Below are 17144 nucleotides of genomic sequence, written 5' to 3'. Positions count from 1 at the left end.
TTGCTTGGTGGGCGCGGTTCCGTCAGGACCCGTCGCGGTCCGGCGGGATCGACGCCGGGGTGATGCACTGCCGGCGCGAGACCATGTGCCCGTTCACCTCCTGGTTGATCTGCCGGCAATGGGCCAGCGGGGGCTGACCGTTGCGCGAGCGCACCTTCGGGACGTACAGCTCGGGGCTGATGTTCGTGGTGTTGATCGGCTGCTCCGCCCAGCTCGACGTGCTGGCCGCCAGGCCCAGCGCGAGCAGCGCTGCAGGGAGAAAACGTGCGTTGAGCATGGGTGGCCTCCGGTTGGTTGTGATCCTGCTGTACGGTAGCCGATCCGCGTGCTGAAGACCAGCGTTCCCGGTCGATGGGGCCGTGCCGTGGCACACCTTCAACACCCGGGCGCCAGCGCCCGCCTCCACCCCGGTGCTCCCGCCCAGGTGGCGGTGATCAGGGTGTGGCGCTCACCTCGTCCTGCGCCAGGCCCGCGGCCTTCCACTGCGCCGGGATCGCCTTCCACTGGTCGGGGTTGAACCGGTAGACCTGCCGGCCCGGGTGCGCCGACGTGCAGATCCGCAGGTCCGGCCGGAGCGTCTGCAGCAGGGGCAGTGCCCGCCTGGCCTGGCCCCCGACCAGCACCACGGTGTGGATCGCCGGGAGCAACGGGAGCAGGTTGCGCAGCTCTTCGATCCCCCGCCGCACCTCCGCCGCCGTGAACTTGATCGACCGGTCCCACCAGGGGATGACGTTCCAGAGCACCGCGCGCTTGCGAGGGATGCCCGCCTCCTGCATGAACCGGAACACGGCCTCGGCCGTGGGGTCGTCGTTGTTACGGGAAATGAAGCCGGAGCCCTGCTTCTTGCCCGTGGGCGAGGTCATGGGCCCGGGCTTTTCGAGCAGGAACAGCATGTCCGCGTGCACGCCCCCGTCCATCGGGTCGAAGTCCTGGAACTCCCACGTCGGGTGCTGCGCCCGCAGGGCCTGGACGTACCGCGCCAGCGGGGCAACGTGGGGCTCCGTGAGCATCGCGCGACGCAGGGCGACGGTCTCAGGATCGCGCAGCGTGCGCGGGGCGTCGTCGAGCAGGGCCACCGTCAGATGCCCTCGGGATCGCCGTTGACGCCGTTCGTCCTGCCGCTCACTCCGTTCTGCATGACGCGGTCGGCGGCCGACGGCAACGGTTTGAAACGCTCTTCGTCGTTTTGTTCGGTGCGGAACTGGGGGTCGTCCACGTACCGGAATACCGGAGCAAAGTTGTACCAGACGTTGTTTTGCTGGTAGGGCTCGACGAGGATGGACGACGAGAACATCGGTGCGTTGTCCGCAAAACGACCGCCGGGGCTCTTCCAATACTCGTTGGCCAACTTCATCAGCCCGTCGGCGCCGGTGTCGGTCAGCACGACCGACCAGCCGAAGTAGCGCAGAAACCGCTCGTAGGCGTCCGCCACCGTCAAGACCAGCCCCGGCGGTTGCATCAGCCCGCGGCACACGCGCAGTAGAACGTCGAGGTCGAGCCGAGACTTCCCAGCCTCGATGGCTTCCCAGGCGCTGGCCGGTTTGCCGAAAAAATCGGCGAACTGAGCCCGGTGGAAACCGCGCTGCACGCGTATCTCGCGGAGCAGGACGGCGCAAATGCTGTTGTAGGTGGTGATCTTGGTTTCGTCGATGATCATGGTGGGGTGCCGCGGTGGTGCTGGAACCGCACGATTCTACGGGGATCCAGTGAACATCCCCAGCCCCACTACGCCCGGGTACGAAAAACGGCCGCTTGCGCGACCGTTTGCCCGTGGTGGGAGGGCTTACTCGGCGTCCGGCACCGGATCGCGCGGCACGAAAATGACCTGACGCTTCACCCAGTTCTTGGCGATGAACGCGTCGAGCCACGGACGTTCCGGTGCGCACGATTCGCCCCGGGTGTTGCTCTGGATCCAGGCGCGGTAGTTCAAGGTCACCAGATCGTCGTACGACCCGATCGGACGCCGTTGCCCGCGCCGGTCGATCGCCGTCAGCGCGTCGTCGCCGCCGATTTCGAGCGACAGCGGCCCGCGCTTGTAGAAGCCGTTCACGGTGACGGCCCCGCTGTTGTCGAGAGTGAAGTTCACCCCGGCGCGCGCCATGTCCCGCAGGGTCGGCGGGAAGAACTTCAACAGGCCATGCCCTTCCGCGAAGGTCGGAGCAAGCGGCTTGCTCAAATCTTCCTCGTCGATTGCCGCCACCTGGGCCTTGCCGCCCTTCGCCGTCCCGGTCTTGCCGAACGTGTCCGGGGTGAACTCCAGCGCCGGTTCCGAACGGTCGGCCGGGTCGTTGAAACAGTCCTCGTCGAGGGCCTCGGGGTTGCTGCCGAACTGCTCCATGGGTCTCTTCCTCCTGTCGGTGTTGAAGGCCCTGCGGGTGCCGGGCCGGTCGGATCAAGCTCTCGTACTTCGGTGCTGATGGCAAGTTTCCACAGCCGATGAAGCCGTGCCCTGGCACGGCCTCATGTCAAACGGTGGCGACGGATCGGGGAGCCTGGATCGGGTGCTCGCGGCGGTAGGCGTCCAGCTCCGCCACTTCGAACTGGCGATGCCCCCGCGGGTCGACGTACGGGTTCAGTCGCCCCACGAGCACGAGCTGGGACAGCCGCTGACGCGTCACCCCCAGGTGCTCGCCCGCCCGGATGGCACTCACGTAGCCCTCGCGGTGCAGCCGGGCGTCCACGTCATCGAGGTCACGCGGGTGGAAATACCGCGCCCGCCGGACCAGCAGCGCCGGTTTCAGCTCGCCCCGGCGCACCAGCGTTCGGACGGTGACCTGGGAGAAGCCCAGGCGTTCCGCCGCCTCGCGCTCGTCGAGCAGCGTTCCGCTCTCGATGGTGTCGAGCTTGTCCTTGATCGTCTGCAGCCCGGCCCGGTCGACGTAGAGGTAACCGCGCGAGCTGCGGACCCGGCGAACGCCGTGCCGCCGGCAAAGCCGGTCCACGGCGTAGAGGCTGCACCCCAGGAACGTTGCGGCCTCGCTGCGCACCAGCATGCCCTGCAACGCGTCGTCCCGGGTCGCCGATGTGCCCCCCGGGATGGGCTGGGTGGTGCTGGCGAGCGGTCCGATGGTCATGGTCGTTGGGTCTCCCGTGGCGAGTGGCAAAGGCACCGCTCTCGCGGTGCAGGACCCAGTCAAGCAGGTTTTGCAGGCGAGTCAAGTCGCCGCGAAGGCGCTCTGCCCGTCCAGCCGGCGCAGCAGCCGTTTGCTCCGGCGCAGCATGTCCAGCTCGCGCAGGTGCGCGGCCCAGGCCGGGTACTCGTTGAACGTGGTGATGTTGGCCAGCGTCGCCGACGGTTGCGGCGCCACCGGGTCGACCGGTTCCCCGGTGGTCGAGCGCAGGACGTGGATGAACGGCTGGAACGTGACCGGCGAGCCGTTCAAGCTGTGCCAATGCACGTCGTTGTGGCCGCCCAGGCCGAACGGGGCGAGGACCCGCTGCACCTGCTCTGCGGTCGGGCCGTCGCTCCACGTGACGTGGATCCCGCACCGCCCGGTGGGGGTCGGCGACGCGTCGATGGTGTGGCGGGGAAAGGTCTCTCGCAGCGCGCGGCGTACGAGCCGCAGCGTGGCGTCTAGGTTGATGAGGCGGGTCTTCATGGGGGATCTCGCGTGGGGAGTACGAGATCCCAACCTAGCGGGTTTTTAAGGCCCGTCAAGTCGCTGGGGCGGCGATCACCACTGGATCAGCAGGACCAAGTGGCGAATCCGGATAAGGTCGTTGTTCGGGCCGCTGTATTCCACCGTGATGCCGCGCCCGGCTAGCTTGGCCAGGCAGGCGTCCAGTTCCTGTCGGTTGGCCATCGCGTGGCCAACGCCCCACCCAACCAGGAGGTTGTTGGCGGCGTTCAACCAACTCTGCCAGGGCACCGGGGGCGGGTTCATGTGCGCCGCGGTCAGCACGGCCGCCTCTTCCGGGTCGAGCTTCTGTAACGCCGCGTCGAACGTGCCGAACACGTTGAGGATCTGCCCGATTGCCGTGTAGATGTCCTCGCCGTGCGCCGCCAACCCGAAGCCAAGGAGCACGTTCATCAACAACAGGCCCCAACGGATCCGCCTCACGTTCCCCATGACGTGCTGCCCGTCCTGCCCACGGAATGGGTTGTTGATCACCAGGGTGCGCACCTGGTCATGGTCCAGTTCGATCCGGCCGTGCCGAGACACGTAGGGGCTGGACCTGACCTTGCGCCGAATCTCGTCGGTCAGCCGGCGCGCCGTGCCCTCGTCCGTGAGGTCGCGAAGGTGCCCCAGGTGGATCAGCAGTTCAATGAACGTCTCCGCGTCCTGCCCGTTGTTGTCGACGCGCGGGGCAATGTCCCATTCGAGGGGGCCCCATTCTTGTTCGTACGATCGATTCATCCTGCGCGCTCCGTCGTGGTGTGTTGATGGGAGTGTGCCAGCGGTCCAGGCCCGCGGGCAAGCGGGTCACGCGGTCGTCGATCATCGGGTGATCCCATCACCCCCGGAAAAACGGGCCGGGGCACGCCCCCTCCCTCCGGGCCCTGAGCCTTCGGCGTGGGGTCCCGCTGGATGCCCGGGCGTCGAGAGGTGCCCTGGCACTGCCCCGACGATCCAAAACGCATCGCCCCGGGGGCGATGCCAGCCCGTCAGGGCTGAGCGGCGTCCCACCGCTCACGCGGCCCGTACAGCCGGAGGATCTCCGCCGCGTCGCCCGGGGCCGCGAGGTCAAAGCAGATCCGGTCCGACTCGCCCTCGACGAGCCGGACCCACGGGTCCACGATGTACCGGCCGTCCACGATCGCGAAATCGTGGCCGCCGGCGATCTGCGCGATCCGGGACGCCGGGTTGTCCTCCTCGTAGAAGCCGAACACCCGGGCCCGCCCGGGGAGCGCTGCCGCGATGTGGCGCGCGTAGTTCGTGCAGACCGTCGCGGACGTGCCGTCCGGGAACACGCTCAGCAGGTCCGGGCACGTGCTGGCCTCGGCCAGTATCGCCCGCCCAGCGTCGAGCGTGTAGCGGGTGCCCTGCGGGTCTTCGAACTGGACGCCGAAACAAGCGTCGGAGCCGAACAGCTCCTCCGCCCGTTGTTCGTTGAAGGTGGCCATGGGTCGGGTTAGAACTGGTTGGCGTTGGTGATCACGTAATCGTGACCGCCAAACGTGATCGTGTCGAAATCCCCGTTGAGCTTCGCGTCACGGGTCCACGCGTCCGAATCGAAGTAGTAGCGCAGGGCCTCCGGCAGCTTGCCGAGTTCTTCCGCATACAGCTCCTCGAACAGCTCACCGCCCACGTCGTTCAGCTCGCCGCACTGGATCATCACGTCGTCCAACTGGTCGAGCGCGTCGTCGAGCTTGGCCCCACGGTCGCCCACCAGCCACGCCAGCGCCGCCTTTTGCTCCGTGCTCAGGTCGCGGTCCATCAGGTCGAACCACGTGGACAGGGTGCCTTGGTTCACGCGCAACTGCGCGAAAAGGTCAGAATCCTCGTCGTTGCCGTCCAGAAACTCGATCGAATATTCCTCGACCACCCCACCCCAGCCGTTGCGGTTGGCCGCGTACTTGGCGTTGTAGTCCTCGAGGGAGGTGAAGCGGAAGCCCCGGGCCTCGATGTCGTAGGGGTTCGCGTAGAGGACGTTAAGGTCGTCGCTGTCCCCTGCAGTCGTTGGAGCCTGGGGTGCGAGGAACTGCGCGGTTTCGTTGTTGCCGTTCGTGCTGGTCGGTTGGTTCGTGGTCATGGCTTGCTCTCCGTTCGGTTGGGTTTGCCTGCTGCCGTCATCGCCTGGACGGGGAACAGGACCGAACGACCACAAGGGCCAGGGGGCTCACCGGATGCCGCACGCTTCGACGACGCCAGGAGGAGAAGACCGGGAGAGGAAGCGCGACGCGAACCCCTTGCCCTGAACGGTGGTCGAATCGGTCCTACACGTCGGGTTAAGGCGACACGGAGCAGCACCAACGAACGGGAACGGGACCACGCACCAACGCGCCTCGACCAGCACGGCAGTGGCGAACCACGCCGCGGTGGGTTGCTGCCTCACGGTGTACGGGGTTGCCCGGCCGTGGGCCGCAGGCCTGCCGGGCGGGGTTGCGTGCCGTTTTCGCCTCCGGCGAGGTGTTGCCCGAAGGGTGCCAGGGCACGCCCCAAAGGAAACGCCCACCTCGAAGGTGGGCGCTGGACAGGCGCCACATCCGCGCACGGGGACCCTCCCCCGTGCCGGCCTGGATCAGGCCGCCTGGCGCTTTGCCTCGCGCAGGACCAGCGCGAAGTCGCGGACCAGGTCGTCCGTGCGGATGTGCATTGTTTTGAGCAGCGGGCCGTCGTTGGCCATGCGCCCCTGGATGTGGAAGTAGTCCGGCGACACCATGATGCCGGCGTCCATGTACGCCGTCTTGGTGCGGCGCTCGGTGAACCCGCCCGCCGGGCTCGGGTCGTAGCCGATCCAGACCGTACGCGCGTCCATGAGCTTGACCCAATCGAAATGGTGGTGACGGGCCTGGGCCGCCGTCGCAAGGATGTACAGCGCTTCGTCGACGGTGAGGGTGAACTCCCCCGTGATCGGGACCGCGGCGGCCGGGTGATCGCGGTACGTGGGCTGCTGGTAGGTCTTGCTGCTCGGGCTGTTGCGCGTCGTGACGTGGGTGAAGCGTTCCATGGTCATGCTCCAGGTGGTGAGGTTGCGAGGTTGGGCTGGCCCGGAAACCGTAGCGTCCGGGCCGTGGAATCCGTCGTTATGCCTGGGACTGCTTGATGATGTCGCGGCACACGCTGCCGCCCATGTCCTCGAACTGCTGCTCGGTCAGGTGCCCTTGGAGCACGTCCACCAGCAGCGCGTAGAGCTGCGCGTAGGCGGCCAACGGTTCGTCCGGTTCCTCCACGGCGTCGCCGTTCGCGTCCACCACCAGGGCCGTCTCGCCCGGGAGCGCACCGCCCGCGATGTCCAGGCGGTGCCCGCGCGCCGTGACGGCGCTCAGGATGCTGTTGATCTCGGTGCGCAGGTCGCGTGAGCCGTCCAGCGACAGGCCCAGGCTCCGGGCGTCCCCGCCCCGCTTCATCGCTTCGCGTTTGAGCTGGTGGATGGTGGCCTCGGCGCGCGCCAGCTCCTCGGGCATCCCCTTGTAATCCCCGTCGACGATGCTGTTCTCCATCGCCGTCCACTCGTCGCACTGCGGGCAGAGGTGGGACATGCCCTGGTTGGTGTGGCGCGTGCGCCGACCGCAGATGCCGCACGTGAACACACCGCCGATCATGCCGCGACTTTGAAAGGTCGATTTCGCCATGGCTCAGGCCTCCACCAGGTTGGCCGGGACGTCGACCGTTTCGCCCAGCTTGCTGCGCACCAGGCAGCGCAAGCCAGCGACCAGCGGGGTCGGGCCCAGGGCGCGGTAGCCGTGGCGCAGGATCGGCGCGTCGTCCAGGTTGACGATGCGGTTGGCCTCCCAACGCTTGTCGTCGTTGGCGTACACACGCTTGCCGTTGCGGAAGTAGCCGACGCCGTGCGTTTCGAGGATCGGGCCGCCCAGCGCCCAGTCGGTGGAAAACGGTCCGGTGGTGAACGGTGCGTTGATGGCCTTGGCCACTGCCCAGTCGAGTGCCGGGCCGATCAGGTCGCCCGTGGTGATGGTGATGAGGTTCATGGTGTCCCTGGTGTTCCTGGTGTCGTGTCGGGTGGGGAGCCCCGGAAACCGCAGCGTCCGGGGCGTGGGGCGGCTTAATACTCGTTGGTGACCATCAAAATCCAGCAGGGGCCACGCGAGGTCTCGCCCCAGACCGCGTACAACTTGATCCCCTTCGGCAGCGGGAACGTGTGGGCGGTGTAGTGCTGGGCGTAGAGCGTCGTGCCGTTGCCGTCGGTGATCAGCAGATCAGCGGTACCGTCCTCCTTCGGGTGAAGCTCAACGGTCATGAAACCGTCGTCGTAGCTCTGCCCCGGCACCTTCTGGGTGACCCAGGCCATGGCGTCCGTAACGAGCCAGGCGCACTCTGCGTTTTCAATCAGGAACTGCACGCCGTCGGTGTACACCGCGTTGCGGAACATCGCGCCGAGGGAGAAATAGTTCTCCGTGCCGGTGTAGTGGCCCAGGCCGTTGATGATGTCTTGCGCGTCCATGGTCTTGCTCTCCTTCGTGGTGGTGTTGGTGGTGCTGCTACCTGCTCGGTGGTGAGCCTCGGGGTGCGGGGGAACGCCGCGGTGTGGCTGTTGGTGGTGCGTTCGACGCCGTGGACCATTTCCCTGCCCTCCCCGTTGGGTTTCGTTTCACTGCTCAGTGGAGCCGCCTCGTCGTGGGGAGAGCGAGACCCGCCCCGGGGGCCAGGCCGTTGCCGGATGCCGCATGCGCGGACCGAAGGGCCGGGAACGGGAGAGGACAACGAGCGCAGCGGTGCCTTGCCCCCATCAGGGGCGTGGTTGAGCTACACGTCGAGGAAGTGGGCGGGCCACCCAGCGGTGAATCGAAAACGGGGATGGAGGAAGCACGGCGTCACGGTTGAACGCACCACCCCGCGGCCGGCGCCGCGGTGCCTTGGACGTGTGGGGTCAGGGGTCGAGCTGCGCTGCAGGTGCGCAGCCCGTCGTCGGGGATCGCGGGTTGTCGCGAGCGCCGTACAGCAAAACGTCCACCGGGTGGTGGGCGTTCGATCGTCATTCGAGGCGGACCGTGGGTTTGAACTTCCGGGCCAGCAGCAGCCCCGCGAACGGCTTACGGGCGAGCCAGGCGAAGACCGCCGCAACGACCCAGAGGATCGGGAGGCCGCCGGCGGCCACGGCCATCCAGAGGCACCGTTGGCAAGCGGTCGAGCCTGCTCTTTTAGCCGTGCCAAGGCACGGCCCCACGCACGCGTTGGGACGGATCAGTAATCGGCGCAGGATTGCCGAAGGTTCCACACCCCATCCCAGCCCGGCGAGTATTTCATGCCGAAGTTCAGGTTCGGGTTGGACGGGCGACGATCCGTGTCCGGACGAACCTTGAAGCCCAGCAGGAGCGCGGCGATGATCCCCTCGCCGTTGGTGACGTAGCTTTGCCCCAGGCCCGTGCGCTCGTGGAAATACTCGACCATATGCTTCATGCCGTAGCTGCCCACGGGCTTGCCGTTGGACGGGTCCGCGTGCAGTTCCAGGAACTGCAGGCACGCCCGAATCCCGGAGAGCGCGTCCCGCAGCTCGTCCGGGTGGCCCTTGTAGGTCGGGTAGGCGTCGGACGGTCCGCCGAAGCTCTCGCCGCTGCTCATGCCGTTGGCGCAGATCGACGGGTACGCCCGAAGGATCGTTCGGATCGCGCTCACCAGATCCTGCTCCGGCAGGTCGTGCAGCGTGGCGAGCTGAACCTTGCGCCGGTTCTTCTCGGCCTGGGCCTCCGTCGCCACGTGGACGATGGGCCCATCGGTAAAGGTCGACACCGCCGTGGGGAGGTCCTTGAACGCCGGATTCGCCCGGATGGTCGCCCAGAGGGCCTGCGCGACCCGCGGATCCGCGCGAAACTGGATGTGGCGCGCGTCGAAGCGTTTCTGGCAGTACCGAGCGAAGGCGTGCGTCAGCTTGCGGGTCGGGGTCGCCGATCGCAGGTCCATGACCAGGCTGTTTTCAAAAATAAAGTCCTTCGCTGCGGCGTTGAGCCCGGCGTGCGATTGGGTCGGCGTGGTCATGGGTCCTCGTGACGGGTTGGTAAGGGATCGCACGGCGAACCGTGCCTCCGACCAACCTAATGGCCTTTGGGCCGCCGTCAACCCCGGTCGGTGGGGCCGTGCCCTGGCACGCACGCAAACCCGGGGAAAGTCCGCCCAACCCCGGTCCCTCCGGGCCCGGGCCGTCGGCAAAAAGTTGCGCCAACCCCGCAAGATGTTGCGCAGACTCCGCAACTTTTTGCGCGAAACCGGCAACTTTTTGCGGTACGACGAAGCGCCCACCGGGGTGAGCGCTTCACGGTGGCCGCACGGGCCGCCGGCTCAGTGCATCGTGATGCCGCCCGTGCCGGTCGCCCGGCGTTCGGCGATCGCCTCGGCGATGGGGCTGCACTCGAAGCCGGCACGGACCACCTGCTCCACCTCCGCCAGGTCTTCGGTCGTGTCCCACGCCCGGCCCATGACGAGCAGCGCCATCTTCTCGATCTCGGGCAGCTCCACCAACGCAGCGCCGTAGCGCTCGTTGATCCGCGCACCGTCCAGGTTCGCCGACCGCAGGAACGCGTTGATGCCCGGCTCGCCGATCTCGTGCAGGTGGACGCAAAGCGCGCTGATCTCCAGCAGCGAGAAGGTCTCGCCCACCGGCGTGTTCATGCGCAGGCCCCGCTCCTCGCGCTCGCTGATCACGACCAGGATCCTGGCCATGGTCAACAGGTCGGCCGCCGTCGACTCCTCTCGGACCTGCTGCTGCGCCTCGGCACCCTGGACCCCGATGACGGAAAACCGATCCTCCATCGGTACGCCCATCATCACCAGGCACCCCAGGGGCACCGGGTCCGAGCAGGCCACCATCAGGCGGGTGACGTCGTAGGCGTCGAGCTTGGCGCCCAGAAGGTCGGCCACGATCCGTTCGCGCTCGGGCGACGGGTGGTCAACGGGGGACGGCTGAACATCGGGCTGCTGCATGGTGGTACCTCCTGGATGGGAACGGGTGAATGGCCATGAAAAAAGCCCGCCCGGTGGTCGCCAGGCAGGCTTCGTGAACGTCGGGCGACCGGCCTTACTTCGGCCAGACGCTGTGCTTGCACTCCGGGTAGTTGTTGCACCCGTGGAAGGTCTGCCCGGCCTTCGGACCGTTCTTCACCGTCCGGGGGACCAGGTAGCCCTTCTTGCACTTCGGGCACTTCTTCGCGCCGTCCGGGGCCGGCCGCGGGGTGGACGATCCGGTGTACGGCTTGCGCGCCGGCATCGCGTCGGGCGGGATGGTCGGCAGGGTCGAGACGCGCGCCGCGGCCACCAGCTCGCCGATGGCCTCCTCCTGCTTCGCCATGAACGCGTGCAGCGGGATCTGCTTCTTCGCGATCGCGTCGAGCAGGGCCTCCCACCGGGCGGTCATGCCCGGGTCGGTGAGCTTGGCCGGCAACGCGTCCACCAGGATCTTGCCGACCACGGTGGCCACGAGCTGCTTGCCCTTCACGTCCACGAAGCCGCGCTTGATGATCGTTTCGATGATCCCGGCGCGGGTCGCCGACCGGCCGATGCCGTCCAGGGCCTTGAGCTTCTTGCGCTCCACCGGGTCCGTCACGGTCCGGTGGACGTGCTTCATCGCCGTCAGCAGCGAGCCCTCGGTGTAGCGCGGCGGGGGCGTGGTGCGCTTCGCGTCCACCTTCACCGCCAGGCGGTTCACCGGGCCCTGCTCGGTCAGCACCGGCAGGGTCGGGGTGGCGTCCTTCGCCTTCTTCGCGTCGGTGGCCTGGGCCTCGCCCTGGAACACCACGCGCCAGCCCGGGTCCTTCACCACGCGCCCGCTGGCCGCGAAACGCTCGCCCGCGATCGACACCTCGACCTTGGCCTTGTCCACCTGGCAGTTCGGGTAAAGCTGGGCCAGGTAACGCTGCGCGATCATCTCGTACGTGCGGCGCTTGATCTCGGTCATGGTCGACCAGTCCGGGGCTTGGCGCGTCGGGATCAGCGCGTGGTGCTCGGTCACCTTGCTGTCGTTCCACACCCGCGAACGGATCGTCACGTTGGCGTTGGCCGCCAGGGTTGCCAGGTGCGGGGCGCCCCGCGCGATCGCGTCCAGCACGTCCGGGGCTTCCGCGTGCTGCGAGACGGGCAGGTACGGGCAGTCCGAGCGCGGGTAGGTGGTCTGGCCCGCGAGGTACAGCTCCTGGCAGACGTCGAGCACCTCCTTGGCCGAGTAGCCGTACTTTCCGTTGAGCGCGGTCTGCAGACCGGTCAGCTCGAACGGCAGCGGAGGCTGCTCCTCCGCCGGCTTGTTCACGTAGCGCGTGACGGTGCCCTGGCCGGCGGCCTGCACCTTCGCCGCGATTTGGTCCGCCACCGCCTTGTTGACGATGCGGTTCTGCTCGTCCAGCCAGGCCGGGCGCTGACCGGTGACGGTGCCGCCCTCGCCCTCGATCTCGTCGCCCTCCTCGTCCTCATCGGCCTCCCCCTTCGCGTCGACGTCCGCCTGCTTCTCCGCGGATTCGAGCGACAGGCCCGGCGGGAGCCAGCGGGACCAAAACGGCAACGCCGGCTGGCCCGGGTCGGCGAACTGCGCCTCGACGGTCCAGAAGTCCTTGGCCACGAAGTTCTCGATCTCGCGGTCACGCTTGACCACCAGCGCCAGCGTGGGCGATTGCACCCGACCCACCGACAGCACGCCGGGGTAGTTCTGCTTCTTCGCCAGGATGGTGTAGGCCCGGGACATGTTCATGCCCACCAGCCAGTCGGCGCGCTGCCGGCCCAGGCCCGCCTCGTAGAGCGGACGGAAGGTGGCGTTGTCCGCGAGCAAGGCGATCGCCTTCTTGACGCTGGTCGGGTCCATCGCGCTCAGGTGGATTCGCGCCACGGGCTTGGTGTTGCCGAAGTGCAGCAGCACCTCGTCGACCAGGAGCTGGCCCTCGCGGTCGGCGTCCCCGCCGTTCACGATCGACGTGCACTTTTTCAGCAGCGTCTCGATGATCTTGACCTGGTCCTTCTTGTCCTCCGAGACCTTGAGCTTCCAGTCCTTCGGGATGATCGGCAGGTCCTCGAACGCCCAGGGGAACTTGCCCCAGCGCTCGTCGTAGTCGCCCGGCTGCACCTGCTCCATCACGTGCCCGGCCAGCCAGGACACGTAGCCGTCGCCGGTCTCGTAGTAGCCCTCGTGCCGCGTGTGCGGCTTCGGCAGATGGGGGATCACGGCCTTGGCCATGGAGGGTTTCTCGAAGATCCAAAGACGCACGACGAACCTCAAACAAGCTGTGCCAGGGCACGGGTACGTACCGGTAGCAGGTACGGCAGGCTTGTCAAATCAGAAGGTCGGGTGGTGGTGCAGGACGGAAGGTTGGCCTGGGGGCGCGGCGGACTTTTTTGTAACAGTCCGGGAAATCGGTGTGAGTTAGGGGCGGTTTTTCACTATATGTAGAGCCATCACGCGATCGCGCGGGTGGCGTCCGATCAACGATCCCGGAGAACCCGATGACCACCACCCTGCTCGACCTCGACCCCACCCCTGCCGCCATCGCCCGCGTGCTGCTCGCCGGGCTGCTTGCGCGGCTCGACCACCAGGACGGGACCCTGCGCCAGCTCTGCCGGCGGGACCCGCACCACGCGGTCCTCTGGTCATCCCTGCCTCATGGGTGGCGGCGCAAGGTGGGGCGGATGTTCAACCGCATGGTGCGGGAGCGCCAGGGTACCGAGGGGGAGCCGCAGGTCTGGTGCTACAACCTGCCGGCCGAGCGCCCGCACGTGCACGCGCGGTACAGGGTGATGCCGGGACGGTGAACGAGCAGTGGTGCCAACCGGGCCGAACGCTCACCGCGCGGGAGCGTAGTAGCTCGCCTCCTCCCGGTCGCGGTTTCGGATCCAGGCCAGCTTGCGCTCCTCCGACGACCGGGTGTCCGTGGGATCGACGTCGCGATCCCAGATCGGCACGAAGTCGTCCCCCGCCTGCTTGCTGGCCTTGCGCGGTGCCTGGCGACGCGGGGGCGGCAACGGGGTGACGGTCGCCGTCGGAACCGGGTCTACGCTCACGGCCTTAGGTGCAACCGGCGCACTGGGCTCGCCCGTCGTCTGCATCGCGGTCGCCGTCAGCATGTCCAGCATCTCGGAGCCCTTTCGCGGCGCGAGCACCAGGGAGTTGGTCGCCTTGACCACCACCAGGACCTCGCACGCCTTGCCGTCCCGGATCTGCGATTCGATCTGGGTCTCCGGCGCAAACACGGGGGCGAACTCCGTGCCGTCCTTGCCCTTGATGTTCTTCAGCTCCTCGACCGCCTCCCGGAGCGCCGCGCGGAACTTGCCCGGCTCCATGTGCGTACAGCCGCTCAGTTCCCGCAGCATCGAGAGCTTCCAGGTGAAGGTGTTGCTCGTCGTGCTGAAAAAATCGTGCAGCCATTTGGAAATCTGCGATTTCAGGACGCTCTTGCGCACGACGTCGATCTGGGTGCAGTCGTCGAAGCACATGGCCGCGATGCGATGGTCGATCGTGAAGGTGTAGCGCCCGTCGAGCTGCGACATGTGGACGATCATGCTGATCCAGTCCCTGCGGCGCGTGTTTCGGTTGTAGATTTTCAGCGTCGCCGTCTTCAGCCGTTCGAGCGATGCCAGGATGGCCTGGTTCGCGAACGTGTCGTTGTCCGGCCGCCCGAGGGCCCGGCACCACTCGTTGAGCGAGAACTCGATCTGCTCGCCAGCGAGCCCGGCCCGTCGTGCCGTGGCCAGCACCATCATCCACACCTCGGCGTCCTGCTGGTTGAGGACTTCGCCGCGGTAGTAGATCTCGTATTGCGACGTCGACGGGATCGGGGCCTTGAACTCGACGATCTTGCCAACGACCTTCATGCCCCGCTCGTCCGAATCATCCTGCTGAGGTTTCGCGCGCACGGTGCGCGTGCCGCCGAAGACCGCGCTGCGCGAGAATGCGTTCGGGTAGTAAATGATGTCTGAGGGGGTCGCCGGCCACTGCTGCACAGGGCCCATCGCGCCTCCGTGGACGACCTCACCGCTTACAACGATGGGGGTTGCGGGAACAATGTTGCCGCGCGTCGCCCTGCGCTTCTTGGGTGCCGCTGCCTTGGCGGGGGTGCCGGCGTCGGCCTTCGGATGGGGAAAAACGCTGCCCGTGCTCATGCCGTCACCTCACCCTGAAGACGTTGGAACAACGTGATCATTCGGTCGCGGCTGCGTTCGTGGGCTGCGTCTCGCGTTTGCCGTTCGACTTGGAGATCACGGGAAAAATCCGCGAGGTGCTTTGCGCCGACCACCAGGGCCGCGCGCACGACCTTCGCACGTGACACCCCGGTCTGTTGACCGATGGTGTTGAACGCGTTCTGGGTGTCGTCGTCCACCATCGCACCAATCTGGGTGCGCCCATCGGCGGACAGACGCCGCGCGGTTTGTGCCTCGTCGATCACCAGCTTCCGCAGCTCGTCGTTCGCCAGGACACCTGCCACGACCACGCGGACCACCGTTCCGAGCGGGAGGGCGTGGTCTTCTGCGCACCCCGTGATCGGTGCGATCGTCGGGGTGTCCACCCAGCACGACACGGCGTGCGGTCGGAAGCGGTTGGTCGTCAGGGTCATCACTCTCTCCATTGCGAAGGTCATGATCCAGTAAAACTCCAGGCGATGGACTTGGCAAATAACGCGGTCATATTTGAGGGACTTTTTGCGATTTTTTTCGCTCGTTGCACTGACGTACCCCTGTTGATGAAATCGGGTTTTGCGGACGAGCGCGGACGTCACCCCCTGTTGATGAAATCGGGTACCTCTGTTGATGAGATCGGGCACCCCTGTTGATGAAATCGGCCGATCGCCTGGAAACGCCCGCCCAGCAAGGGACGGCCCGCCGTACAGGTTTCTACAGGCTATTACAGGGGTGCGCCCCGGCAGGGGGCGCGCCCCCCCCTGTACCAAGGGATGTACGGTAAAACTCTAGAGAAAATCTGCGGAGGGGGTTCCTGGGTGAACCCGCCTTTGGGGCGGTTCACCCGAACCCCACCAAACGAAGAACACAACGTTTTGCCATCACCTCCCGTGCAAGGTTCAACCGGTCCCCTCCGGGAACGTCAAAAGCCTGGGGGCCTATCGGCCCGCGCACTCAACCCCGGAACCCGCGCGCCCCGAAACCCTGCCTTCGGCACGAAGCGGGGCCGGCACCAGGGGGCGAACCGAATGGGATGTTTTCCTGCTGGTGGGGGCGAACCGAATGGGATGCCCGGATGCAAATCGCCGTGCCCTGGCACAGTCTGGTGGAGGGGGTGAACCGTACCGGATGTGCAAACCGTCCGGAGGTGCGCCATTGAAAATGCGAGAGCGTGCGAACCGAGCCATTAGAAATGCAGGCCCACCTCGGTCTTTCCTTGTTCGCCCCGCCCCAGCCTTCGGCGCCGTCGGGGATTCGCCCTCGAGCCCGGCAAGGTCACCGCAGGTGCTCGCCGGGGATGGTGCCCAAGCCGCCGGAGGCGGGGTTTCACGCGCCCGAGCCCTACCGATTGCCCAGGCCTACGCCACCACCTCGGTCACCCGCACCCGGTCGAGGCTCAGCTCACCGCCGGTCGGTGGGACCACGATCACCTCGTGCTCGTCGGGGTTCTGCAGTCCCGAGGTGTAGACCCTGGGATCTTGGAGGCTGCATCCCGCCGCTTTCAGCTCGGCCACCGTCACCGCGTACACCACGCCGTCCTCCAGCCCGTCGGTGGTGGCGAAGCGCCGCGCGACCTTCTCGATCGTGGTGAACGAAAGCGCCGGGCCGTTGAAGCCCTCGCTGTCCCACTGGTGCGCGTGCACCGCCTGCCCGTGCGGTGTGCCGAAGTTGATCGAGCCGTCCAGCTTCCACGTGCCGTCGAAGTACACGTGCTTCTCGAACGGCTTGTCCGGGTTTCGCGGGCGCAAGCCCCGGCCGTTGTCGTGCATGCCCCGGTTGACGCCGCGGTAAAGCACCGTGTTCGGTTGAAGGTCCAGGGGTGGATGACGTTCGGGTTGGATGGGCATACGGTGCGATGGTGCGATCGAGCGGATCTGCAGCATAACGCAACAGGCGGCCCTGATGGCCGCCTGGTCGCTCCACGGTGCGCGCCTTACCGCGCGTTGCGAACCCGGGCCCCGATGCCCTCGGTCATGGTCGCCACGCGCAGCAAGATCGGTCCGCCGTCGTCCGGGACGATCAGCGCCGACCCGCCGTCGCCCAGCACCGCGACGAGCTTGGTGTTCACGAACGCCACCGCGTTGTAGCAGCCGTTCGACATCGCGCCCAACGCCGGCAGACCCGCCTGCCCCGCCTCGCCCGGGATCCGGTCGCACACCGCCGTCGCGTCCTGGCGTACGGCCGCCAGCGACGTCGGCAGGGTGAAGCCGGTGCTGCCGTTGGCGTCGCCGCCACCGGTCATCGCACAGATGCCGATCGTGGTGGCCAGGGCCATGGGTTTGAACAGCCGCATCGCAGGTCTCCTCCTCGTGTCCGGCCTCTGAACGTGGACCGCGTGCCCGAGACCTAGCAGGTCCTGCAGGCCCGTCAAGCGGCGAGCCGTGCCAGGGCACGGGGTTGACTTCGCCCCATGACCCGCTAAGTTGGTCCGAACAC

General features: G+C 67.1%; 22 protein-coding genes. 1 reads left to right on the top strand and 21 read right to left on the bottom strand.

The window, feature by feature from the left end; genetic code table 11:
• Positions 1–22: 22 nt before the first annotated feature.
• The 17 genes from BBJ41_RS00910 to BBJ41_RS00835 form a co-directional block, all read right to left on the bottom strand.
• Positions 23–277: a hypothetical protein gene (locus BBJ41_RS00910; protein ID WP_069744914.1), complete on the bottom strand. Its 255-nt coding sequence runs from the start codon at positions 275–277 to the stop codon at positions 23–25.
• Positions 278–434: 157 nt separating this feature from the next.
• A complete protein-coding gene (locus BBJ41_RS00905; protein ID WP_236872044.1) occupies positions 435–1076 on the bottom strand; it encodes a uracil-DNA glycosylase in 642 nt (213 codons plus the stop codon).
• A gap of 2 nt (positions 1077–1078) precedes the next feature.
• A complete protein-coding gene (locus BBJ41_RS00900) occupies positions 1079–1657 on the bottom strand; it encodes a helix-turn-helix domain-containing protein (RefSeq protein WP_069744913.1) in 579 nt (192 codons plus the stop codon).
• A 126-nt stretch (positions 1658–1783) separates the two neighbouring features.
• Positions 1784–2338, bottom strand: a complete 555-nt coding sequence (locus BBJ41_RS00895) for a hypothetical protein (protein ID WP_069744912.1) — start codon at positions 2336–2338, stop codon at positions 1784–1786.
• 127 nt (positions 2339–2465) lie between these two features.
• On the bottom strand, positions 2466–3074 hold the full coding sequence (locus BBJ41_RS00890; protein ID WP_069744911.1) for a helix-turn-helix domain-containing protein: 609 nt from the start codon (positions 3072–3074) through the stop codon (positions 2466–2468).
• An 81-nt stretch (positions 3075–3155) separates the two neighbouring features.
• Positions 3156–3599, bottom strand: a complete 444-nt coding sequence (locus BBJ41_RS00885) for a hypothetical protein (protein ID WP_069744910.1) — start codon at positions 3597–3599, stop codon at positions 3156–3158.
• A 75-nt stretch (positions 3600–3674) separates the two neighbouring features.
• On the bottom strand, positions 3675–4358 hold the full coding sequence (locus tag BBJ41_RS00880; protein WP_069744909.1) for a hypothetical protein: 684 nt from the start codon (positions 4356–4358) through the stop codon (positions 3675–3677).
• A gap of 248 nt (positions 4359–4606) precedes the next feature.
• The gene (locus tag BBJ41_RS00875; RefSeq protein WP_069744908.1) at positions 4607–5065 is read right to left on the bottom strand and encodes a hypothetical protein; all 459 of its coding nucleotides are present in this window, start codon (positions 5063–5065) and stop codon (positions 4607–4609) included.
• 8 nt (positions 5066–5073) lie between these two features.
• The gene (locus tag BBJ41_RS00870) at positions 5074–5694 is read right to left on the bottom strand and encodes an antirestriction protein ArdA (RefSeq protein ID WP_069744907.1); all 621 of its coding nucleotides are present in this window, start codon (positions 5692–5694) and stop codon (positions 5074–5076) included.
• A gap of 489 nt (positions 5695–6183) precedes the next feature.
• Entirely contained in the window at positions 6184–6612 is a 429-nt protein-coding gene (locus BBJ41_RS00865; protein ID WP_156814712.1) for a hypothetical protein, read from the bottom strand.
• Positions 6613–6688: 76 nt separating this feature from the next.
• On the bottom strand, positions 6689–7237 hold the full coding sequence (locus tag BBJ41_RS00860) for a hypothetical protein (protein WP_156814711.1): 549 nt from the start codon (positions 7235–7237) through the stop codon (positions 6689–6691).
• Positions 7238–7240: 3 nt separating this feature from the next.
• The gene (locus BBJ41_RS00855) at positions 7241–7594 is read right to left on the bottom strand and encodes a phage protein NinX family protein (protein ID WP_069744904.1); all 354 of its coding nucleotides are present in this window, start codon (positions 7592–7594) and stop codon (positions 7241–7243) included.
• 74 nt (positions 7595–7668) lie between these two features.
• Positions 7669–8067 carry a DUF6876 family protein gene (locus BBJ41_RS00850; protein WP_069744903.1) on the bottom strand — a complete coding sequence of 133 codons (399 nt, stop codon included), beginning with the start codon at positions 8065–8067 and terminating at the stop codon, positions 7669–7671.
• Between the two features lie 531 nt (positions 8068–8598).
• The gene (locus tag BBJ41_RS41895) at positions 8599–8727 is read right to left on the bottom strand and encodes a hypothetical protein (RefSeq protein WP_257786458.1); all 129 of its coding nucleotides are present in this window, start codon (positions 8725–8727) and stop codon (positions 8599–8601) included.
• Positions 8728–8807: 80 nt separating this feature from the next.
• Complete coding sequence (locus tag BBJ41_RS00845) at positions 8808–9599, bottom strand: hypothetical protein (protein WP_069744902.1); 792 nt, start codon at positions 9597–9599, stop codon at positions 8808–8810.
• A gap of 300 nt (positions 9600–9899) precedes the next feature.
• A complete protein-coding gene (locus BBJ41_RS00840; protein WP_069744901.1) occupies positions 9900–10541 on the bottom strand; it encodes a hypothetical protein in 642 nt (213 codons plus the stop codon).
• A gap of 94 nt (positions 10542–10635) precedes the next feature.
• Positions 10636–12774 (bottom strand): DNA topoisomerase 3, encoded by a 2139-nt coding sequence (locus BBJ41_RS00835; protein ID WP_069744900.1) that lies wholly within the window; start codon positions 12772–12774, stop codon positions 10636–10638.
• Positions 12775–13040: 266 nt separating this feature from the next.
• Here BBJ41_RS00835 and BBJ41_RS00830 point away from each other — a divergent pair, with 266 nt between their 5' ends.
• Positions 13041–13346, top strand: a complete 306-nt coding sequence (locus BBJ41_RS00830) for a hypothetical protein (protein WP_069744899.1) — start codon at positions 13041–13043, stop codon at positions 13344–13346.
• Between the two features lie 30 nt (positions 13347–13376).
• Here the strand turns inward: BBJ41_RS00830 and trfA are convergent, their stop codons facing one another.
• The 4 genes from trfA to BBJ41_RS00810 all read right to left on the bottom strand — a co-directional run bounded on the left by trfA (position 13377) and on the right by BBJ41_RS00810 (position 17001).
• Positions 13377–14693, bottom strand: a complete 1317-nt coding sequence (gene trfA, locus BBJ41_RS00825) for a plasmid replication initiator TrfA (protein WP_083281771.1) — start codon at positions 14691–14693, stop codon at positions 13377–13379.
• A complete protein-coding gene (locus BBJ41_RS00820; protein WP_146121782.1) occupies positions 14690–15145 on the bottom strand; it encodes a hypothetical protein in 456 nt (151 codons plus the stop codon). The genes trfA and BBJ41_RS00820 overlap by 4 nt, the downstream gene beginning before the upstream one ends.
• A gap of 921 nt (positions 15146–16066) precedes the next feature.
• Positions 16067–16591 carry a hypothetical protein gene (locus BBJ41_RS00815; RefSeq protein WP_069744896.1) on the bottom strand — a complete coding sequence of 175 codons (525 nt, stop codon included), beginning with the start codon at positions 16589–16591 and terminating at the stop codon, positions 16067–16069.
• Between the two features lie 50 nt (positions 16592–16641).
• Positions 16642–17001, bottom strand: coding sequence for a hypothetical protein (locus BBJ41_RS00810; protein ID WP_071068860.1), 360 nt, complete (start codon positions 16999–17001; stop codon positions 16642–16644).
• Positions 17002–17144: the final 143 nt, after the last annotated feature.

This window comes from Burkholderia stabilis (genome assembly GCF_001742165.1).
Lineage (GTDB): Bacteria > Pseudomonadota > Gammaproteobacteria > Burkholderiales > Burkholderiaceae > Burkholderia > Burkholderia stabilis.
Note: the sequence above shows the minus strand (reverse complement) of the source record. Positions and strands in the feature narration are given on the sequence as shown.

Coding starts and splice junctions, on each gene's coding strand:
- trfA (WP_083281771.1), bottom strand. CDS start 14,693: ATGAGCACGGGCAGCGTTTTTCCCCATCCGAAGGCCGACGCCGGCACC.
- BBJ41_RS00815 (WP_069744896.1), bottom strand. CDS start 16,591: ATGCTGCAGATCCGCTCGATCGCACCATCGCACCGTATGCCCATCCAA.
- BBJ41_RS00850 (WP_069744903.1), bottom strand. CDS start 8,067: ATGGACGCGCAAGACATCATCAACGGCCTGGGCCACTACACCGGCACG.
- BBJ41_RS00830 (WP_069744899.1), top strand. CDS start 13,041: ATGACCACCACCCTGCTCGACCTCGACCCCACCCCTGCCGCCATCGCC.
- BBJ41_RS00860 (WP_156814711.1), bottom strand. CDS start 7,237: ATGGCGAAATCGACCTTTCAAAGTCGCGGCATGATCGGCGGTGTGTTC.
- BBJ41_RS00865 (WP_156814712.1), bottom strand. CDS start 6,612: ATGGAACGCTTCACCCACGTCACGACGCGCAACAGCCCGAGCAGCAAG.
- BBJ41_RS00880 (WP_069744909.1), bottom strand. CDS start 4,358: ATGAATCGATCGTACGAACAAGAATGGGGCCCCCTCGAATGGGACATT.
- BBJ41_RS41895 (WP_257786458.1), bottom strand. CDS start 8,727: ATGGCCGTGGCCGCCGGCGGCCTCCCGATCCTCTGGGTCGTTGCGGCG.
- BBJ41_RS00810 (WP_071068860.1), bottom strand. CDS start 17,001: ATGCGGCTGTTCAAACCCATGGCCCTGGCCACCACGATCGGCATCTGT.
- BBJ41_RS00855 (WP_069744904.1), bottom strand. CDS start 7,594: ATGAACCTCATCACCATCACCACGGGCGACCTGATCGGCCCGGCACTC.
- BBJ41_RS00885 (WP_069744910.1), bottom strand. CDS start 3,599: ATGAAGACCCGCCTCATCAACCTAGACGCCACGCTGCGGCTCGTACGC.
- BBJ41_RS00875 (WP_069744908.1), bottom strand. CDS start 5,065: ATGGCCACCTTCAACGAACAACGGGCGGAGGAGCTGTTCGGCTCCGAC.
- BBJ41_RS00895 (WP_069744912.1), bottom strand. CDS start 2,338: ATGGAGCAGTTCGGCAGCAACCCCGAGGCCCTCGACGAGGACTGTTTC.
- BBJ41_RS00900 (WP_069744913.1), bottom strand. CDS start 1,657: ATGATCATCGACGAAACCAAGATCACCACCTACAACAGCATTTGCGCC.
- BBJ41_RS00820 (WP_146121782.1), bottom strand. CDS start 15,145: ATGACCCTGACGACCAACCGCTTCCGACCGCACGCCGTGTCGTGCTGG.
- BBJ41_RS00890 (WP_069744911.1), bottom strand. CDS start 3,074: ATGACCATCGGACCGCTCGCCAGCACCACCCAGCCCATCCCGGGGGGC.
- BBJ41_RS00840 (WP_069744901.1), bottom strand. CDS start 10,541: ATGCAGCAGCCCGATGTTCAGCCGTCCCCCGTTGACCACCCGTCGCCC.
- BBJ41_RS00845 (WP_069744902.1), bottom strand. CDS start 9,599: ATGACCACGCCGACCCAATCGCACGCCGGGCTCAACGCCGCAGCGAAG.
- BBJ41_RS00835 (WP_069744900.1), bottom strand. CDS start 12,774: ATGGCCAAGGCCGTGATCCCCCATCTGCCGAAGCCGCACACGCGGCAC.
- BBJ41_RS00870 (WP_069744907.1), bottom strand. CDS start 5,694: ATGACCACGAACCAACCGACCAGCACGAACGGCAACAACGAAACCGCG.
- BBJ41_RS00910 (WP_069744914.1), bottom strand. CDS start 277: ATGCTCAACGCACGTTTTCTCCCTGCAGCGCTGCTCGCGCTGGGCCTG.